Raw genomic sequence first — 19,354 nt, 5'->3', positions numbered from 1 at the left:
CTTTCAGCCACAGCCGCGGCGGCTTTACGCTTTGTTACGCCCGATCGTGCAGGATCGCGAAAATTCTCCAGAGTGGTCCGCCGTTTCACGGAAACGGCGGACCACTCTATCTCTTCGTTTTGACGCCATTCCTGACGGAAAACCGTGGCACACTTTTCCTGGAATTGCTTTAGGGCATCGCGACCAGCATGACCATGCCGGGCACCGGTTGGAAAAACGACCTTCTGCTTGCGCTGTGCGCCACGCTGGTGGTGCTGACGATCAACGCCGTTTCCGGTTTTCCGACCCTTGGCGACTACGGCGCCGACAATGACAGCATGCTGCGGCTGGTCGAGGTTCGCGACCTGCTCGGCGGGCAGGGCTGGTTCGATCTGCACCAATACAGGATGGGCACCTCGGGCGGCTTCGTCATGCATTGGTCGCGGCTTGTCGATACGCCGCTCGCGCTGACCATCATGGCCTTCGATGCGCTGGGCGCCAGCACGGCCACGGCCGAGCGCGTCGCGCAGATCATCTGGCCGACCCTCCTCTACGGGCTGACCATATTCGTGCTGATGCGCGCCTCGCAGCGCTTCGCCGCTGCGAATGTCGCGATGCCGGCAGTCATTCTGTCGACGGCGGCGCTTTTCTACCTGGTGATCTACAGCCCGGGCGTGATCGATCACCACAATGTCCAGCTGCTTCTGACGGCGGCCGGCCTCTGGCTTCTGATGGAAGCGCCCTCCTGGCGGCCCGCGGCCCTTCTATCGGGCATTTGCGCCGGCCTGACGCTCGCGGTCGGCATGGAGACGGCTCCCTATGTGGCGGTGCTCGGCATCTGCGCCGCTGTCCTGTTCATCCTCGACGACAAGGAGCGCGGCACGGCACGAGGCTTTGGCATCGGATTTGCCGGCATAGCCTCCCTGGTCTTCGTGGCGACCATCCGGCCGGCCGACTGGGGCGTGGCCCAATGCGACGCCTTCTCCTCTTTCCAGTTCGCCGTTGCCGCATTGTCCGGCTTCGGCCTCGTGATCGCCAGTACCTTTGCCGCATCCAGCCGCCGGGCGCGGCTGGTTTCGATGCTGGTGCTGATGGCGGTGGTCGCGGTCGTTGTGATCGTGTTCTTCCCGCAATGCCTGGCATCGCCCTATGCGGGCATGGACGAACGTATCCGCACCTATTGGCTGGCCGACGTGGTCGAAGCACAGCCCTTCTGGAGCGTCGCCATCCACCAGCCGAAGCTGATGGCGGCGCGCTATGTGACGCCCTTCATCGCGATCCTGCTGGTCGGCTTTCAGCTCCGAACCCGTCGGCTGCGCCGCGCCGAGATGCTCGCCGCCATCCTGCTCGTCGTCGCCTTCGGCGTCAGCCTCTGGCAGGTGCGCGGCTCGACCTTCTCCGTCGCCTTCGCCGTGCTGCCGCTCTCGGCCTGGATCGCGAGAATCCGCCTGCGGGCGAACGCCGCGCCCTCATGGCGCCTTTCCACCGGCATCGTCATGGCGTGGCTGGTCTCGCTCAACGCGACCTGGGCCGGGGTCGCGGTGGCGGCGCAGTCCGTGGTTCGGCAGGCGCCACAGCGGGTTAATTCCGACCCCGACCATGCCGTGACCTGCGGCAAGCCGGGCGACTTCCATGATCTTGCCGCGATGCCCGTGACGACGGTGCTTGCCTCGTCCAATCTCGGCTCGGGAATATTGACCTTCACCGGCCACCGGGCGCTGGCCGGCCCTTACCACCGCAATGTCGGCGGCAATCTCGCCATGCTCGACGCTTTCATGGGAACGCCGGAGGCCGCCCGCGCCGTCATCGAACGCGAGCATGTCGGGCTGGTCGCGATCTGTCGCGGCAACACGGAAGAGATATCGCTGGCTCTGGACGCGCCGAAGGGCCTTGTCGCGGCGTTGCTGCGGGGCGACCTGCCTGAGTGGCTCGAACTGGACCAGTCTACCGCGGGAAAGCCGATCGAGATCTACAAGGTTCGTTGAATATCGGCCCGCGGCCATATCAGCATCGTCGACAGCGCCCTTCGCAATACGCCTGCTCTGCGCTGATGCAATTTCACTGCGTGATTTAGAAAGCCGCTATCGAAATCAGTTCCGTGGATCGTTGCAATCCAGCCTGTGCTTTGGTTAGCATCTCGTTTAGGCGGCGATATATGTATTCAAGAAATTTGGATTCGGGGTTTTAGGTTGGGGAGAAGACATCCATGTCGGCCATAGAGGGCGCGGCGGCGCCAGCATCAGCCACACAAACGCTGCAGCATGTTGTCTCTCACATGGTGGACGCCGTGAACCGTGCCGCATTTGTGGAAAAGCCTTTCTGGCATCTGGAAATGACCGATGTTTTCCCGGCGGACCTTTATCAGCGCATGCGCGCCGCCATGCCGGAGGCGCGCGAATATCGTGCGCTCAAGGGACGCAACAATGTGAATATCAAGGCTGACGGCACCCCGACGCGGATCAAGATCGACCTCTACCCCGAATACATCCGCCATCTGCCGCAGGAGAAGCGGGCGATTTGGTCCCTGGTTGGCAAGGCATTGCACGCGCCGCAGCTGAAGGACGCATTCATGCGCCGCCTTGCCCCGGGCTTGGAGCGCCGGTTCGGCTCGGACTTCATGAAGGTCGGCATGTATCCGGTGCCGATGCTGACGCGCGACGTGGCGGGCTACAAGATCGGCTTCCACACCGACACGAAATGGAAGGGCATCACGGTCCAGTTCTATCTGCCGGAGGACGACTCGATCAACCATATCGGCACCCGCTTCGCCGAGCGCATGCCGGACGGGCGTTTCGAGAATTCGCACCGGATGTCGTTTTCGCCGAACACCGGCTACGCCTTTGCGGTCGGCACCGACACCTGGCACGCGGTCGACACTGTCGGGCCGGAAGTCCGCACCCGCGACAGCATCCTTCACACCTATTTCGTGGACAACACCGCGACGCTCAAGATCCGTAACCGGAGCAAGCGCGCGGCCAATTTCGTGATGAACGAAGTCCGCCACGTCGGCCGGTAATCTCTCGGCGCCCGCCGTCGGCACGGCTGAATCCATGCCGGCCCGCCGTCCTCAGTCCTGGTGCAGGATGAATTCCAGATAGAGGTTGCGCTGCAGGATCGAATGGTTGTCGTCGGATATCAGCGACACCATCAGCGCGCCATCCTCGCGGGTCCAGACATCCAGCCCTTCCATATTGTCGATCTGGTAGTCCATATCGGCCTCCATCAGCACCGGCCCATCGGCGACCGCGCCCTTCTCGACGCTTTCGCCATAGATGCGCCGCAGCCGCATTTTCACCCCGCGCGCGATCGAAAAACTGCGCTCCAGCAGCAACAGGTCGCCATCCGGCAGGAAGGCGCCGTCGGTGATGTCGAAATCGCCGTCGCGTCTGACGGTGAAGACGCCCTTATGCGGCCCCCCGATGATGGCGGCGTAGACGTTGCCGGCGTCATCGAGGCTCCTCTCCGAGACCACGACCAGGCCGCCCGCGTGCTGCCCATAAGGATTGGCATGGGTGACGGTCTCGAAGCCGCGGTTCTGGCGCAGCTCCCGGGCGGGGATCTGGTAATCGAGCTGCCGGATCGGCGCTTTCATATTGTCGGGATCGATCTTGAACTGGGCGACGCGCTGGTCGCGCTCAAAGCCGACGGTGGCGATACCGTCCCTGACCGCGAGCCCCTCAGCGTCGACCTTCCATTTCCGGTCGATCGGCCGGCCCGAAGCGTCGACCATCTGCTGCAGGCGGAAGTTCGAAACGCCCGACGGACGTCGGTCGGCGTCATGCGTGATCGTGCCGAAGAACCAGAAGCCGGTGTCGGCGACACCGATGAAGTCGCTGCCCGGCTTCAGAAAGCGAAAAGCCGACAGCGCGCCGAAATCGCGTGCCTGCGAGGTCATCTCCAGCCCGCCGACGAATTCAAGCGGCCCGAACCGCGTCTCGTCGCGGCCGATATGGAACTGGCTGATCGGCCGCGCCGAAATCCCGACTGTTTCGACGGGAGTTCCCGGAGCGGCAATTGCCGGCGATGCACAGGCCAGCACGCAGGCGAAAAGCGTCCGCCGCGCACGCCGCCCCCAAAGGATCATCCGGCGCGTCGCAATCCGCCGCGCCGCGTGTCGCGCGCGCTTTCCTCGCCGAAGAGCGAGGCGAGCTGCTCGGTCATGGCGCCGGCCAGTTCCTCGGCATCGACGATTGTGACGGCGCGGCGATAATAGCGCGTGACGTCGTGGCCGATGCCGATCGCCAGAAGCTCGACCGGCGAGCGCGTCTCGATCAGCTCGATGACCGCCCGCAGATGGCGTTCCAGGTAATTGCCCGGATTGACCGACAGCGTGGAATCGTCGACCGGCGCGCCATCCGAGATCATCATCAGGATCTTACGCTGCTCCGGCCGGCCGATCAGCCGGTTATGCGCCCATAGCAGTGCCTCGCCGTCGATGTTTTCCTTGAGCAGGCCCTCGCGCATCATCAGCCCGAGATTGCGCCGCGCGCGCCGCCACGGATGATCGGCGGATTTATAGATGATGTGGCGCAGGTCGTTGAGCCGGCCGGGGTTAGGCGGCTTGCCATCCTTCAGCCACTTCTCGCGCGCCTGCCCGCCTTTCCACGCCCGCGTGGTGAAGCCGAGGATTTCCACCGAAACGCCGCAGCGCTCCAGCGTGCGCGCCAGGATGTCGGCGCAGGTCGCGGCGACGGTTATCGGCCGGCCGCGCATGGAGCCCGAATTGTCGAGCACCAGCGACACCACCGTGTCGCGGAACTTGGTGTCGCGCTCCTGCTTGAAGGACAGCGGCTGCATCGGGTCGATGACCACGCGCACCAGGCGGGCCGGATCGAGATAGCCTTCCTCCAGGTCGAAATCCCAGGAGCGGTTCTGCTGCGCCATCAGCCGGCGCTGCAGCCGGTTGGCGAGCCGCCCGACAACGCCGGAAAGGTTGGCAAGCTGCTTGTCGAGGAAGGCGCGCAGCCGGTCGAGCTCCTCTTCCTCGCACAGCTCCTCGGCGCCTACCGTCTCGTCGAAGGCGGTGGTGAATACCTTGTAGTCGATCTCTTTCGGCAGGTTCAGGAACGGATTGTCGTTTCGCTTGGCCTCGCCCGGCGTCTCGGCGTCGGCGTCGTCCTCATCGGACAGGTCGTCGGAGGTGGCGTCGGTCGCTTCGGTCTCGGCCGACTCTTCGTCGTCGGCGGAGGCTTCGGCATCTTCCGACTGCGACTGCTCGGAGCCTGAATCCTCCTCGCCGCCTTCCTCGCTCTGTTCCTCGCCCTGCTGCTCGTTCTCTTCGTTTTCCTCCGAGTCGTCGGTTTCCTGGTCTTCGCCGAGTTGCTCGGCCATTTCCATGGAAACCAGCATGTCGCGCACGACGCGGGCAAAGGCCTGCTGGTCCTCGAGCTTGGCCGACAGGCCGTCCAGGTCGCTGCTCGCCTTTTCCTCGATCCAGGGACGCCAGAGATCGACCAGCCGCTCGCCGCTCTTCGGCACGGAACGTCCGGTGAGCTTCTCGCGCACCATCAGCGCAATCGCTTCCTCGAGCGGCGCGTCCGCCTTGTCCCTGACGTCGACGAGGTTCGCCTTGGCGTATTTGTCCTCGAGCATCGAGCCGATATTGTCGGCCACGCCCTGCATGGCGCGGCTGCCGATCGCCTCGACGCGCGCCTGCTCGACGGCGTCGAAGATGGAACGCGCCAGCTTGCCTTCCGGCGCCAGCCTGTTGTGGATGCGCTGATCGTGACAGGCGCGCTTCAGCGCCATGGAGTCGCCCAGGCCGCGCGTGATCGCGATGTCGTTGCGGGACGCTTTCTTCGGCAGCTCGGGCAGGCGCGCGCGGTTGCCGGCCAAAGCCGGCCGGTCCTTGGCAAAACCGACCTCGAGGTCCTTGTCGCCGGCGACGGCGCGCATGCACACGGTCACCGCGCGCTTGAAGCTGTCGGCTTCAGACCCGTTCTTCGGCTTATTGCGCGTGTTGTCGCCTGGACCCGCCATGATCATTCCCTGCGCGATTCATGCTGAAAGGCTGGAGGCCTTTTCAGCCGCGCACCTACCCCAGCACCACGTTGGCGGCGCTCTCCGGCAGATCCTCGCCGAAGGCGCGCTGGTAGAACTCGGCCACCACCGAACGCTCCAGCTCGTCGCACTTGTTGAGGAAGGTCAGCCGGAACGCCATGCCGATGTCGCCGAAAATCTCGGCGTTCTCGGCCCAGGTGATGACGGTGCGCGGGCTCATCACGGTCGACAGGTCGCCGTTGATGAAGGCCGAACGCGTCATGTCGGCGACGCGCACCATCTTGTTGACGATGTCCTTGCCCTTGCTGTCGCGATAGTGCTTGGCCTTGGCCAGCACGATATTCACTTCATTGTCGTGCGGCAGGTAATTGAGCGTGGTGACGATCGACCAGCGGTCCATCTGCGCCTGGTTGATCTGCTGCGTACCGTGATAGAGGCCCGTGGTGTCGCCGAGACCGACCGTGTTGGCGGTGGCGAACAGCCGGAATGCAGGGTGCGGGCGGATGACCCGGCTCTGGTCGAGCAGGGTCAGGCGACCCGACGATTCCAGCACGCGCTGGATGACGAACATCACGTCCGGACGGCCGGCATCATATTCGTCGAAGCAGAGCGCCACATTGTGCTGATAGGCCCAGGGCAGGATGCCGTCGCGGAATTCGGTGACCTGCAGCCCTTCCTTGACGACGATGGCGTCCTTGCCGACGAGGTCGATGCGGCTGACATGGCTGTCGAGGTTGACGCGCACGCAGGGCCAGTTGAGCCGCGCTGCGACCTGCTCGATATGCGTCGACTTGCCGGTGCCGTGATAGCCCGACACCATGACGCGGCGGTTGTAGGCAAAGCCGGCGAGGATCGCCAGTGTCGTCGCCTTGTCGAACAGATAATCCGGGTCGATGTCCGGTACATGCTCGGTCGCCGCCGAATAGGCGGGAACGATCATCTTGGAATCGAAGCCGAATTTCTCCTTCACCGGCACGGTCGTGTCGGGCAGGTTGGCGATGTCGCGATCGACCTTGTTCATCACTATCAACGTCTCCACGGGCGAAACGCCGCGTTTCGCCGGCAATCGATTTTGTCCGGGGGCGGTCTTAGAGCCTTTTCCAACCATATGAAAGTTGGAAAAACGACTTGGTACCGTGGGGCCGCTCAGCACAATCCTGCTTGCTTGAGCACGCGATACGCCTGCAGCACATCGCGGAACCGGTCTTCCGAACCTCTGTCGCCGCCATTCGCATCCGGATGGTGGCGCTTAACGAGTTCCTTATAGCGCGCCTTGATGTCCTGACCAGTCGCCTTTGTGTCAAGGCCAAGCGTTTCCAGCGCCTTGGCCTCAAGTGGCTTTGCCTTGCGCTCGCGCGGCTCGCGTGCTCCGCCGCTGAACAGGTTGAAGGGATCGCGCATGCGGTTGTAGTAGCCGGCCCGCCCCGAACGCTGCTGCGCGAAATCCGGCGCCGAGCGCGTCCCGCCGCCATTGGCGCCCATGCGCCATGTGGGCCTGTGGCCGGTCAGCGCCTCCTTCTGGAAGCGGGCGATCTCGGTGTCCGACACGCCGGAGAAGTAGTTGAAGCCCTTGTTGTATTCGCGCACATGGTCGAAGCAGAAGCGAAAATACTCGCCCTCTTTGAGGCGCCCGACCGGCGCGCGATGCGTGCCGGCCTCGTTGCAGCCGTCCCACTGGCAGATCGGGGCGCGCGACTTCAGCTCCGCGTCCTTCTCCGGCCGAATTCGAATTTTCTCGAAATATTTGGGGTACGCTTTCATCTCACCCATTTATGGGCTGTTCGCATGTGCGAAACAAGAATTGACATTTCGCCGATGATCGCCCTAACCGCTGAATCGCGGCTTAAAAGCGGTCGAAATTCAAGATTTTGCGGCTATGCCGCAGATGTGGGGAAGGGAAACCCGGATGTCCATACAGTCGACAATCGAAAACAAGCTGAAAGCGGCATTTTCGCCCGAACGGCTAGCGGTCATCAATGAGAGCCACCTTCACGCCGGGCATCATCACGTCGAGTCCGGCCACCACGCGACGTTCGACGGCGGCGGCGAGACGCATTTTCGCGTTCGCATCGTTTCGCCGAGCTTTGCCGGCATGGCTCGCATCGAGCGCCACCGTGCCGTCAACGAATTGCTCGCGGACGAACTGAAGGCCGGCGTGCATGCGCTGGCGATCGAGCCGGCGGCGCCCGGCGAGAAGACGCGCTGGTAAGCTCTCAGCCGACGCTCGCCTTGAGGAAGGCCAATACAGCCGCGGTCAAGGCGTCGCCGTCCTGGCCGAAATCGCGATTGATCGACATATGCGTATAGGCGCTGCCGTCGAACAGCGTGACCTTGGCGCCGGTGGCGCGCAGGCGTTCCGCGAAAGCCTTCGACGCTTCGGCTCGCCCGGGCGCGCGCGAATAGGCGATGAAGGTCGGCGGATGTTTCCTGCCGTCGACATAGGTCGACGGCGACAGCGCCGCCCATTGTGTCGGGTCGGGAAAGGCACGCGCATAGGCGCCCATCATGCCGCCATTCCTGGAAAGCGCCGCAAGATCATAGGCCCTGGTATCGTCCAGGATCAGCGCGGCGACACCGGGCAAACCGCCGCGCATGCCGGTCAGCGCGATCAGATGGCACCCGGCCGAATGGCCCATGCCGACGATGCGACTGGGATCGCCGCCGTATCGGGCAATGTTGGCGCGCACATAGGCGTAGGCTTTTTCGACGTCGCCGGCCTGGGTGGCGACATCGGCTCCCGGCAGCATGCGGTAATCGATCGAGACGAACACGAAGCCATTGGCGAGCAGGAAGTCCGGCTTTGAGCCGACCTGGCCGCGTTTGCCGAACCGCCAGGCGCCGCCATGGACAAAGAAAACCACCGGCAGGTTGTTTGCGCCGTCCGGCGCGTAGACATCGAGCTTGGCCGGACCGTAATCGAGGGTTTGCGGTGCCTGCCGGCCCGGACGCCTGGCGGCTGACGCACCTGCCGGCAGCAGCGCCCCCAGGGATGCCGCGATGAAGCCGCGTCGATCGATCATCGTCATCTCCGGCCAGGTTGCGGCGCAAGCGCGCCGCGCACCTCGATTGGATCAATAATGACAACTTGTGGGCAGCAAACCAAATCAGGACCTTGAAGCTCCGCCGGCAATCACCACGTATTTCTCGGGCGAGCATTTTCGGCCGCGTCGGGTATCCCCCGGGTCAATGCCAGATTGCATGCGCTATCCTTCATGTGAAGGGAACAAACAGTGCTTTCCGGCAGTTGATGCAGCGATGAGCCGATTGGCAGCCCACCGGCTCCGAGGCAAAGCACCATGCGCGAGAACCAATCAGACGTCTTCGATCTGTTTTCGGAGATTTATTCCAACGCGGCTCAGGAAGAGATCAGCCTGCAGCAATATCTCCTGGCCTGCCGCGAAGACAAATCCATGTATGCGTCGGCGCCCGAACGCATGGTCGAGGCGATCGGTGAGCCGAACCTGGTCGACACCAGCAAGGACGAGCGGCTCGGCCGCATTTTCTCCAACCGCACCATCAAGATCTATCCCTCCTTCTCCGATTTCTACGGAATGGAGGATACGATCGAGCGCATCGCCGGATATTTCCGCTATGCCTCGCAGGGCCTCGAGGAGCGCAAGCAGATCCTCTATCTCCTCGGCCCGGTCGGCGGCGGCAAATCCTCACTGGCCGAACGGCTGAAGAAGTTGATGGAGGAGCGCCCGATCTACACGCTCAAGGTCGGCAATAAGATCAGCCCGGTCTTCGAATCGCCGCTCGGCCTTTTCCATCCCGATCGCATGGGCGATCTGCTGGAGGATAAATACGGCATCGCCCGCCGCCGCCTGAACGGACTGATTTCGCCCTGGGCGGCCAAGCGCCTCGACGAACTGTCGGGCGACATCTCCAAATTCAGCGTGGTCAAGCTGATGCCGTCGCGGCTGCGCCAGATCGCCATCGCCAAGACCGAGCCCGGCGACGAGAACAATCAGGATGTCTCGGCCCTGGTCGGCAAGGTCGACATCAGGCAGTTGGAGCACTTCAGCCAGTCCGACCCGGACGCCTACTCCTACAGCGGCGGCCTCAACCGGACCACGCAAGGGCTGCTCGAATTCGTCGAGATGTTCAAGGCGCCCATCAAGGTCCTGCACCCATTGCTGACGGCAACCCAGGAAGGCAGCTACAACGGCACCGAGAATTTCGGTGCCTTCCCCTATCAGGGCATCGTCGTGGCCCATTCCAACGAATCGGAATGGCAGCAGTTCAAGAACAACAAGAACAACGAAGCCTTCCTCGACCGCATCCTCGTGGTCAAGGTTCCCTATTGCCTTCGTGTTACCGAGGAGAGGCACATTTACGAGAAGCTGCTGCGCGAGAGCGAGCTGGCAAACAGCCCCTGCGCGCCCGAAGTGCTGGACATTCTCAGCCGCTTCACCGTCTCGACCCGCCTTGCCGAGCACGAGAACTCACCGCTCTACACCAAGATGCGCGCCTATGACGGCGAGAACCTCAAGGAGATCGACCCCAAGGCCAAGTCGGTCCAGGAGTATCGCGACGCCGCCGGCGTTGACGAGGGCATGACCGGAGTCAGCACGCGCTTTGCCTTCAAGATCCTGTCGCAGACGTTCAACTACGACACCAAGGAGGTGGCGGCCGATCCCGTGCACCTGATGTACATCCTCGAGGAGGCCATCAAGCGCGAGCAATTCCCGAAAGAAACGGAAGCCGCCTTCCTCGAATTCATCAAGTCGGAACTCGCGACGCGTTATGCCGAGTTCATCGGCCATGAGATCCAGAAGGCCTATCTGGAATCCTACAGCGAGTACGGTCAGAACCTCTTCGACCGCTACATCGCCTATGCCGACGCCTGGATCGAGGATCAGGACTACAAGGACCCCGACACCGGCCAGATCCTCAACCGCGAGGTGCTGGACAAGGAATTGTCGCAGGTCGAAAAACCGGCCGGCATCGCCAACCCGAAGGACTTCCGCAACGAAGTGGTCAAATTCACCTTGCGTGCCCGGGCGCGCAACCATGGCCGCAATCCCTCCTGGACGAGCTATGAAAAGCTTCGCGAGGTCATCGAGAAGCGCATGTTCGGCCAGGTCGAGGACCTGCTGCCGGTGATCAGCTTCGGCTCCAAGCAGGACAGCGTCACGGAGAAGCGGCACAACGAATTCGTGCAGCGTATGGTGGAACGCGGCTATACCCAGCGGCAGGTTCGCCGGCTGGTCGACTGGTACATGCGCGTGAACAAGGCGGGTTGAGCAAAGCCGGGACGGTTCCATGCCGATCTTCATCGACCGCCGCCTGAACCCGAAGGACAAGAGCCTGGGCAATCGCCAGCGCTTCCTCCGGCGCGCCCGTGATGAGCTCAAGCGCAGCATCCGCGACCACGTCCGGACAGGTCGTATCGCCGACATTGACCGCGAGCATGCCGTGCCGATGCCTCGCAAGGGCACCAGCGAACCGACCTTCGGCGACGACAAGGAAAGCGGCAGGCGCCAGCACATCCTGCCCGGCAACAGGACATTCAGCCCTGGCGATCTTATCTCCAAACCGGGCGGCGGCGGAGGCTACGGATCGGCTCCAGGGACCACGGAATCCGAAGACGACTTCCGCTTTGTGCTGTCACGCGAGGAAGTGCTCGACCTTTTCTTCGAGGACCTCGAACTGCCGGATTTGGTCAAGCTCAATCTCAAGCAGATACTGAGCTTCAAGCCGAGACGGGCAGGCTTCACGGCAAGCGGAGCGCCGACCAACATCAATGTCGGGCGCACGATGCGCAACAGCCATGGGCGCCGCATCGCGCTCAGACGCCCCAAGCAGGCGGAGTTGGACGCAATCGCCCTGCAGATTGCCGAGCTTGAAGCGAAGCCGGCAAGCACGGCCATGAGCGAACGCATCGCTGCCCTGCGCGAGGAGTTCGACCGGATCGAGCGCAGGCGCAGGCGAATTGCCTATGTCGATCCGGTCGATATCCGGTTCAATCGCTTCGATCCCCAGCCGGTGCCGAACGCCAGCGCGGTGATGTTCTGTTTGATGGACGTCTCCGGCTCGATGGGAGAGCGCGAGAAGGATCTGGCCAAACGCTTCTTCGTGCTGCTGCATCTGTTTCTGACACGGCGCTACGAACGCACCGAGGTCGTCTTCATCCGCCACACCCACGAAGCCAAGGAGGTGGACGAGCATACGTTCTTCTACCACACCGAAAGCGGCGGCACGGTCGTCTCCACCGCGCTCGAGGAAATGCACCGCATCATCGAGGAACGTTATCCGGTCGCCGAATGGAACATCTACGCCGCACAGGCCTCCGACGGCGACAATTTCGCCACCGATTCCGAGCGCTGCATAGAACTGCTCGACCGCAAGCTGATGCGGCTTTGCCAGTATTTCGCCTATGTGGAGATCATCGACGAGCGGGAAAGCCACATTTTCGGCTCGACCGAGAACGGCACATCGCTCTGGCGCGCTTACAACGCGGTCGACGGAAAATGGCCGAATTTCCAGATGAGGCGCATCGCCGCGCCGGCCGATATATACCCGGTCTTCCGCGAGCTCTTCGCCAGACAACCTGATCTGCGCAAGAGCGCTTGAGGACTGAGGCTCGAAGGGACATAGGCCGATGGTCAGCCAAGCGCGCAAATCCGAATTGCTGTTTTCCGGGTCGGACTGGGATTTCAACAAGCTGTCCCGGGTCTATGACGAGATCGAAGCGATCGGCTTCGAAGAGCTTCGCCTCGACATCTACCCGGTGCAGATGGAGATCATCTCTTCCGAGCAGATGCTCGACGCCTATTCGTCGGTGGGCATGCCGCTGATGTACCGGCATTGGTCATTCGGCAAGCACTTCCTCTACAACGAACTGCTCTACCGTAAGGGCGCACGCGGTCTGGCCTATGAATTGGTCATCAACTCCAATCCCTGCATCGTCTACCTCATGGAAGAAAACACCATGGCCCTGCAGGCTTTGGTGACGGCGCATGCCGCGCTGGGACACAATCATTTCTTCAAGAACAATCACCTTTTCCGGCAATGGACGGACGCCGGCGGCATCCTGAGCTATCTGGATTTTGCCAAGAGCTACATAGCCCGATGCGAGGAGCGGCATGGCATGGCGGCCGTGGAGGCGATCCTGGATTCGGCCCACGCGCTGATGGAGCAGGGTGTGTTTCGCTATCATCGGCCGCCGAGACTGTCGTCCGAGCAGCAGCGCGAAGGGCTGCGCGAGCGCCTGGAATACGAGGAGCGTTCGTTCAACGATCTCTGGCGGACACTGCCGCCTTCGCAAGAGAGTGGCGATACCAAAACAGCCGGTGACGACGACGCGGCCGAGCGGAAGAAATCGCTCAATCTACCGGAAGAGAACCTGCTCTACTTCCTCGAGAAGAACAGTCTCGTCCTCGAGCCTTGGCAGCGCGAGATCGTCAGGATCGTGCGCGTCATCGCGCAATATTTTTATCCGCAGCGGCAAACCCAGGTGATGAACGAAGGTTGCGCGACCTTCGTGCATTACACGCTCATGAACATGCTGTTCGACCGTGGCCGCATCAGCGAAGGCGCCATGCTCGAAATCCTGCGCAACCACTCGAACGTGGTCTTCCAGCCGGCCTATGACGACCCCCGCTTTTCCGGCATCAATCCTTATGCGCTGGGTCTCGACATGATGCAGGACATCCAGCGCATCTCGACCGCGCCGACCGCCGAGGACCGCGACTGGTTTCCCGACATCGCCGGCCGCGGCGACTGGCGCGACACCTTGCTCGACGCCTGGGCCAACCATCGCGACGAATCCTTCATCCGGCAGTATCTGAGCCCAAGGCTGATCCGCAAATGGCGGCTCTTCGTGCTGGCCGACGGTGCCGACGAGCCGCACTATGAGGTGGCCTCAATTCATAATGAGCGCGGCTATGGCAAGATAAGGTCGGCGTTGGCGCAAAGCTACGATATCGGCGCCAACCGTCCCGACATCCAGGTGGTTGACGTCGACCTGCTCGGCGACCGGCATCTGCGGCTCCAGCACGTGGTCAAGGACGGCGTCATGCTCGAGGGCCAGAGCCGCGACGCGACGCTGCGCCATATCCGCAACCTCTGGGGCTATGATGTCAGCCTGGCGGCAATCGATGCCGGTACCGGCGCGATACTCAGCGAGCGTTGGACCAAGGAACTTTGAGGGCATCGCCGGACATCGGCACGCCTTAGCCCTCGCTGGCGGGACGTATCCTCAATCTGGCGATGCGGTTCTTCTCGCGCTTCATCACCACGAAACGCTTGCCGTGGAAGGTGAAGGCCTGCTTCTCCTCAGGGATCGACTGCGTCTCATGAATGACGAGGCCGGCGATCGTCGTGGCTTCCTCGTCGGGCAGGTCCCAGTCGAGCGCGCGGTTCAAATCGCGGATTGGCACCGTGCCGTCGACCACGACCGAGCCGTCGGCCTCTTTCTTGACGCCCTGCATGTCGATGTCGTGCTCGTCGGCGATCTCGCCGACGATCTCCTCGATGATGTCTTCCAGCGTCACCAGCCCTTCGACCTCGCCATACTCGTCGACGACGATGGCGAAATGCGCCTTGCGCCGCAGGAAAGCGTTGAGCTGTTCCTGCAAGGTGGTGGTGTCCGGCACGAACCACGGCTTGGCCGCGATCTTCATGACGTCGATCCGCGAAAAATCGTTGCCGACCTCATTGAGGGCCCTCAGCAGATCCTTCGCGTGCAGGACGCCGACGATGTTGTCGAGCGAGCCCTTCCACAGCGGCATGCGGGTGTGCGGGCTCTGCAGGATCTCGCGCACCACCGCCTCCGGCGCATTGTCGGCATTGACCGAGCGCATATTGGTGCGGTGGACCATGACATCCGACACTTCGAGCTCGTCGAGATCGAACAGCCCCTCAAGCCGATTGCGCTCCTCGGCAGCCGTGCCCTCGCGCCGGGGTTCGTCGCCGTCTTCATCCTTGCCGTTGCGCTCGGACCGCTGCGGCGGCTCGATCGGCCGCAGCGCATAGCCGCAAGCGGCAAGCAATCGGGCGCGGAAGAAAAGCGCCAAAAGCACGATGGCGGCAAGGACGGCGGCGACGATCCAGCCGGCGCCGTTCATCCGGGATGGCTCACCTCGAGCCACCCAGGATGGCTCGATTTGAGGAAGGAGAGCACTTCCGACGACGGCACGTCCTTGGCGATGAAAGCCTGGCCGATGCCGCGCGTCAGGATGAAGGTCAGCGCGCCGCGCGAGACCTTCTTGTCCTGGGTGATGAAGCCGAGCAGCGCCTCGGCGTCCGGCAGCTCGCCCGGAATGTCGGCCATTCGACAGGGCAGGCCGACGGCGCGCAGATGCGCTTCGACGCGCTCCGCGTCGTCCGGACTCGCCAGGTTGAGACGCGCCGAGAAGCGGTGCGCCAGCGCCATGCCGATGGCGACGCCCTCGCCATGGACGAGCCGGCTCCCGTCATACTGCGTGGCAGCTTCGAGCGCATGACCGAAAGTGTGGCCGAGATTGAGCAAGGCGCGGTCGCCGGTCTCGAACTCGTCGCGGGCAACGACGTCGGCCTTGGCGCGACAGGCCTCGGCGATCGCCTCGACTCGTGCCGGACCGCCGGCAAAGACTTGCCCCCAGTTCTGTTCGAGCCAGGCGAAGAAGGCCGGGCGGTCGATCAGCCCGTATTTGGCAAGCTCGGCATAGCCGGCGCGGAACTCGCGGATCGGAAGGGTGTCGAGCGCCTGGGTGTCGGCAAGCACCAGCCTGGGCTGGTGGAAGACGCCGACGAGGTTCTTGCCGCGCGCGCTGTTGATGCCGGTCTTGCCGCCAACGGAAGAATCGACCTGCGCCAGCAGCGAGGTCGGTATCTGCACGAAATTCATGCCGCGGCGGACAATGCCGGAAGCAAAGCCGGCAAGATCGCCGATGACGCCGCCGCCGAGCGCGATCACCACGTCGCGGCGTTCGAGCCTTGCCGCGAGCACGCCGTCGACCACTTCCTCCAGATGGACGAAACTCTTGGTCTTTTCGCCCGCAGGCAGCGTGATGACGGCGGACTGGATGCCGCCTTTGTCCAACCCAGCCTTCAGCAAGTCGAGATGCGCGGCGGCGACATTTTCGTCGGTGACGATGGCCGCGCGGGTACCGGGAAGCCGGCGCGCGATCTCCTCGCCGGAGCGCGTCAACAGCCCTGAGCCGATCAGAATGTCATAGGCGCGGTCGCCGAGCCCGACCTCGACCTTCACCGGTTCGGCATTGCTCACGATTGAATCTCGCCAGTTGTGGCGCTTGTAGCGCCGGTTGCGATCGCGTCGATGCCAAGATGGGCGCAGAGCGCGGCGACGACTTCGCCGGCGATGATCTCCTTGCGGTCGTCGCGCGTCGGCACAGTCAGGTCGGCGATGGCATAGACCGGATAGCGCTCGCCCATCAGCTTCTCCAGCACGCCACGCGGGTCAGGATTCTTCAAGAGCGGCCGGTTCTGCTTCTTCGAAACGCGCTCCATCAACAGGTCCAGATCGGCCTTCAGCCAGACCGATATGCCATGCGCGGAAATCGCCTCGCGCGTCTGCGCATTCATGAAGGCGCCGCCGCCGGTCGACAGCACCTGCGGTCCGTTCTCCAGCAGACGCAGGATCACCCGCTGCTCCAGCGCGCGGAATTCCGGCTCGCCATAGCGCTCGAACAACTCCGGCACCGTCATGCGCGAGACGCTTTCGATCTCCTGGTCGCTGTCCATGAAGGGCAACGACAGCATCGCCGCCACCTTGCGGCCGATCGCGGTCTTGCCGGCGCCCATCAGTCCGACGAAGACGATCGACCGGCTTCCGAGCCGTTCGATCAGCGCGGCGCGGCCTTCGTCCGTCGGATTTGGTGGCAGAGCGTTCATCGGGGCCTCTTTGCGCCGTATCGACATCAAAAGCCTGTTTGCGTCAAGCACGGCCGGACAAACGGCCGCGAAGCTTCCCCGGCAAAACCTCCTGTTCACCAGAATCCTTCCTGCTTGAATTGGCCGGATCGGCGTCCCATAAGGGCACAGGGCTTTGGAAAAGCAGAACAACAAGACGGGCGAAAATTGAATGCCGACTTTGTTTCGCTTCGTCGTGACGCTGGCGGTTCTTGCAGGCATTGCCTATGGCGCGATGTTCGCGCTGGCGATGTTCGTGGAGCCGAAAAAAGCAGAAATGAGCATCCGCATTCCGGCTGAAAAGCTCAACCCGAAGAAAAACTGACCCACGAACACCGACAAAGAGCTGATCCCGGCCCGATGAACAGCGCCGCCCGCATCGAAGCCTTCCTCGAGATGATGAGCGCCGAGCGAGGCGCGGCCGAGAACACGCTTTCGTCCTATCGTCGCGACCTGGAGGATGCTTCCGAGGCGATCAAGGGCGGACTGGCGGGCGCGGGATCGCCCGACATCCGCGCCTATCTCGGCGACATCGCCGCGCGCGGCTTCGCGCCGACCTCGCAGGCGCGCAAATTGTCGGCGATCCGCCAGTTCTTCAAATTCCTCTATGCCGAAGGGCTGCGCGGCGACGACCCGACCGGCACGCTGGACAGCCCGCGCAAGGGCCGGCCGCTGCCGAAGACGATGAGCGAAGCCGAGACCGGGCGCCTGCTCGACCGGGCAGCGCAGGAAGCCGGAGAATCCGGGCCGGACGGCGACAGGCTGGCCGCGTTGCGCCTGCACGCGCTGGTCGAAGTGCTCTACGCAACGGGCTTGCGCGTGTCGGAACTGGTCGGCCTGCCGGTCACGGTGGCGTTGCGCGACGATCGCTTCTTCATGGTGCGAGGCAAGGGCGACAAGGAACGCATGGTGCCGCTGTCGGCCAAGGCGCGCGCCGCCATGCGCGCCTGGCTTGCCGCGAGGGCCGAACGGCCGGCCTTTGCCGAGAGCCCCTTCCTGTTCCCCGCCTCCTCCGACAGCGGCCATCTCTCCCGGCAAGTCTTCGCCCGCGATCTCAAGGGCTTGGCCGCGCGGTCCGGCATAGCGTCGGCGAAGATCTCGCCGCATGTGCTTCGCCATGCTTTTGCCAGCCATCTCCTGCAGAACGGCGCCGATCTCAGAGCCGTTCAGCAACTTCTTGGCCATGCCGACATCTCGACCACGCAGATCTACACCCATGTGCTGGAGGAGCGGCTGGTACGGCTGGTCAACGATCATCACCCGCTTGCCGACTAGGCCTCATATCGCTATGTGAGGGCGACGTTCCACCGCCCGGAGCCGGCATTTCAGCGGTTCCGCCAGCCATTTGCCTTCCGACGGATCGGTCCGCTCAAGCATGTACAACTACCTCGACTTTGAAAAGCCGGTGCAGGATCTGGAGCTCAAGATCCTTGAGCTGAAGAAGCTTGCCGAGAACGGCGAGGCGGTCGATGTCGGCGAAGAGATCAGCAGGCTGGAAAAGCGCTCGCGCGACGCTTTGCGCGACCTCTACAAGGCGCTCACGCCTTGGCAGAAGGTGCAGGTCGCGCGTCATCCCGACCGCCCGCATTGTGTCGACTACATCAAAGGGCTGTTCACCGATTTCACGCCTTTGGCCGGCGACCGCAATTTCGGTGACGACCAGGCGATTGTCGGCGGCTTCGCCCGCTTCCGCGGCGAGCCGGTGGCGATCATCGGCCAGGAAAAGGGCTCGGACACCGCAAGCCGCATCAAGCACAATTTCGGCTCGGTGCGGCCGGAGGGCTACCGCAAGGCGGTGCGCCTGATGGAATTGGCCGACCGCTTCCAGATCCCGCTCCTGACGCTGGTCGACACGGCCGGCGCCTATCCCGGCGTCGGCGCCGAGGAGCGCGGCCAGGCCGAAGCGATCGCGCGTTCGACCTCGGCCTGTCTTTCGCTGAAGGTGCCGTCGATCTCGGTGGTCATCGGCGAAGGCGGCTCCGGCGGCGCCATCGCGATCGCCACCGCCAATCGCGTCTACATGCTGGAGCATGCCATCTACTCGGTGATCTCGCCCGAAGGCGCCGCCTCGATCCTGTGGCGCGACACCACGCGCTCGAAGGACGCGGCGACCAACATGAAGATCACCGCGCAGGACCTTCTCGAGATGAAGATCATCGACGCCATCATTCCCGAGCCGATGGGCGGCGCCCAGCGCGCGCCGGAAACGGTGATTGCGTCCACCGGCGACCTCATCGCCAGGACGATGAAGGATTTCGCCGGCGCCAACACCGATTTCCGCGAGCAGCGCCGCGAGAAATACCTGGCGATGGGCCGCAGCCTCTGACCTCTCAAGTCACGACAAGACGTTCAACTGTGGCCGGAATAAGCAATTCCGCCACAAAAATGCCGCCGGATTCGGCTCAATGGAAATCGCCGTGAGGGGTTTGCCAAGGCTTGCGGTAAGGAATTTTCAAGGTTAACGGGCTTACGGTCCACTGGTGTTCAGCCTATGGGCCCGGCCATGCCGACAGCCGTT

17 protein-coding genes are annotated in these 19,354 nt (G+C 63.2%); 9 read left to right on the top strand and 8 right to left on the bottom strand.

From position 1 onward, the window contains the following. Nucleotides 1-188: 188 nt before the first annotated feature. Both LB552_RS19285 and LB552_RS19280 read left to right on the top strand, forming a co-directional pair. The gene (locus LB552_RS19285; RefSeq protein ID WP_224609404.1) at nucleotides 189-1,964 is read left to right on the top strand and encodes a GtrA family protein; all 1,776 of its coding nucleotides are present in this window, start codon (nucleotides 189-191) and stop codon (nucleotides 1,962-1,964) included. A 221-nt stretch (nucleotides 1,965-2,185) separates the two neighbouring features. Beyond that, nucleotides 2,186-2,995, top strand: a complete 810-nt coding sequence (locus LB552_RS19280) for a hypothetical protein (protein WP_224609401.1) — start codon at nucleotides 2,186-2,188, stop codon at nucleotides 2,993-2,995. Nucleotides 2,996-3,046: 51 nt separating this feature from the next. Here the strand turns inward: LB552_RS19280 and LB552_RS19275 are convergent, their stop codons facing one another. From LB552_RS19275 to LB552_RS19260, 4 genes are all read right to left on the bottom strand, one after another. Next, entirely contained in the window at nucleotides 3,047-4,063 is a 1,017-nt protein-coding gene (locus LB552_RS19275; protein ID WP_224609399.1) for an esterase-like activity of phytase family protein, read from the bottom strand. Then, complete coding sequence (cobT, locus tag LB552_RS19270; protein ID WP_224609396.1) at nucleotides 4,060-5,958, bottom strand: cobaltochelatase subunit CobT; 1,899 nt, start codon at nucleotides 5,956-5,958, stop codon at nucleotides 4,060-4,062. Before cobT ends, LB552_RS19275 begins: the two co-directional genes overlap by 4 nt. Before the next feature lie 55 nt (nucleotides 5,959-6,013). Beyond that, on the bottom strand, nucleotides 6,014-7,000 hold the full coding sequence (gene cobS / locus LB552_RS19265; RefSeq protein ID WP_095767438.1) for a cobaltochelatase subunit CobS: 987 nt from the start codon (nucleotides 6,998-7,000) through the stop codon (nucleotides 6,014-6,016). A gap of 125 nt (nucleotides 7,001-7,125) precedes the next feature. Beyond that, a complete protein-coding gene (locus LB552_RS19260; RefSeq protein WP_095767437.1) occupies nucleotides 7,126-7,749 on the bottom strand; it encodes a J domain-containing protein in 624 nt (207 codons plus the stop codon). Nucleotides 7,750-7,885: 136 nt separating this feature from the next. Here LB552_RS19260 and LB552_RS19255 point away from each other — a divergent pair, with 136 nt between their 5' ends. Beyond that, nucleotides 7,886-8,188, top strand: a complete 303-nt coding sequence (locus LB552_RS19255) for a BolA family protein (RefSeq protein ID WP_140845863.1) — start codon at nucleotides 7,886-7,888, stop codon at nucleotides 8,186-8,188. Between the two features lie 4 nt (nucleotides 8,189-8,192). Here the strand turns inward: LB552_RS19255 and LB552_RS19250 are convergent, their stop codons facing one another. After that, nucleotides 8,193-8,999: an alpha/beta hydrolase gene (locus LB552_RS19250; protein ID WP_224609393.1), complete on the bottom strand. Its 807-nt coding sequence runs from the start codon at nucleotides 8,997-8,999 to the stop codon at nucleotides 8,193-8,195. Nucleotides 9,000-9,275: 276 nt separating this feature from the next. Between LB552_RS19250 and LB552_RS19245 the strand changes: the two genes are divergently transcribed. The 3 genes from LB552_RS19245 to LB552_RS19235 are packed head-to-tail and all read left to right on the top strand — an operon-like array spanning nucleotide 9,276 to nucleotide 14,131. Continuing rightward, nucleotides 9,276-11,225 carry a PrkA family serine protein kinase gene (locus LB552_RS19245; protein WP_140845861.1) on the top strand — a complete coding sequence of 650 codons (1,950 nt, stop codon included), beginning with the start codon at nucleotides 9,276-9,278 and terminating at the stop codon, nucleotides 11,223-11,225. Nucleotides 11,226-11,244: 19 nt separating this feature from the next. Beyond that, on the top strand, nucleotides 11,245-12,555 hold the full coding sequence (locus LB552_RS19240) for a YeaH/YhbH family protein (RefSeq protein ID WP_095767434.1): 1,311 nt from the start codon (nucleotides 11,245-11,247) through the stop codon (nucleotides 12,553-12,555). Between the two features lie 28 nt (nucleotides 12,556-12,583). Continuing rightward, entirely contained in the window at nucleotides 12,584-14,131 is a 1,548-nt protein-coding gene (locus LB552_RS19235) for a SpoVR family protein (RefSeq protein ID WP_224609391.1), read from the top strand. Nucleotides 14,132-14,156: 25 nt separating this feature from the next. Here the strand turns inward: LB552_RS19235 and LB552_RS19230 are convergent, their stop codons facing one another. The 3 genes from LB552_RS19230 to LB552_RS19220 are packed head-to-tail and all read right to left on the bottom strand — an operon-like array spanning nucleotide 14,157 to nucleotide 16,818. Then, on the bottom strand, nucleotides 14,157-15,050 hold the full coding sequence (locus tag LB552_RS19230; protein WP_224609388.1) for an HlyC/CorC family transporter: 894 nt from the start codon (nucleotides 15,048-15,050) through the stop codon (nucleotides 14,157-14,159). Further along, nucleotides 15,047-16,192, bottom strand: a complete 1,146-nt coding sequence (gene aroB, locus LB552_RS19225; protein WP_224609384.1) for a 3-dehydroquinate synthase — start codon at nucleotides 16,190-16,192, stop codon at nucleotides 15,047-15,049. The genes LB552_RS19230 and aroB overlap by 4 nt, the downstream gene beginning before the upstream one ends. Next, nucleotides 16,189-16,818, bottom strand: a complete 630-nt coding sequence (locus LB552_RS19220) for a shikimate kinase (RefSeq protein ID WP_224545650.1) — start codon at nucleotides 16,816-16,818, stop codon at nucleotides 16,189-16,191. Before LB552_RS19220 ends, aroB begins: the two co-directional genes overlap by 4 nt. A gap of 190 nt (nucleotides 16,819-17,008) precedes the next feature. Here LB552_RS19220 and LB552_RS19215 point away from each other — a divergent pair, with 190 nt between their 5' ends. From LB552_RS19215 to LB552_RS19205, 3 genes are all read left to right on the top strand, one after another. Next, nucleotides 17,009-17,161 (top strand): hypothetical protein, encoded by a 153-nt coding sequence (locus LB552_RS19215; protein WP_042643428.1) that lies wholly within the window; start codon nucleotides 17,009-17,011, stop codon nucleotides 17,159-17,161. A gap of 35 nt (nucleotides 17,162-17,196) precedes the next feature. Beyond that, entirely contained in the window at nucleotides 17,197-18,111 is a 915-nt protein-coding gene (locus LB552_RS19210) for a site-specific tyrosine recombinase XerD (protein ID WP_224609381.1), read from the top strand. Between the two features lie 100 nt (nucleotides 18,112-18,211). After that, nucleotides 18,212-19,162, top strand: a complete 951-nt coding sequence (locus tag LB552_RS19205; protein WP_140843171.1) for an acetyl-CoA carboxylase carboxyltransferase subunit alpha — start codon at nucleotides 18,212-18,214, stop codon at nucleotides 19,160-19,162. Nucleotides 19,163-19,354 lie beyond the last annotated feature (192 nt).

The organism is Mesorhizobium sp. CA7, from assembly GCF_020165015.1.
In the GTDB taxonomy this organism is placed as follows: domain Bacteria; phylum Pseudomonadota; class Alphaproteobacteria; order Rhizobiales; family Rhizobiaceae; genus Mesorhizobium.
This window is presented reverse-complemented; position numbering and strand designations above follow the sequence as displayed.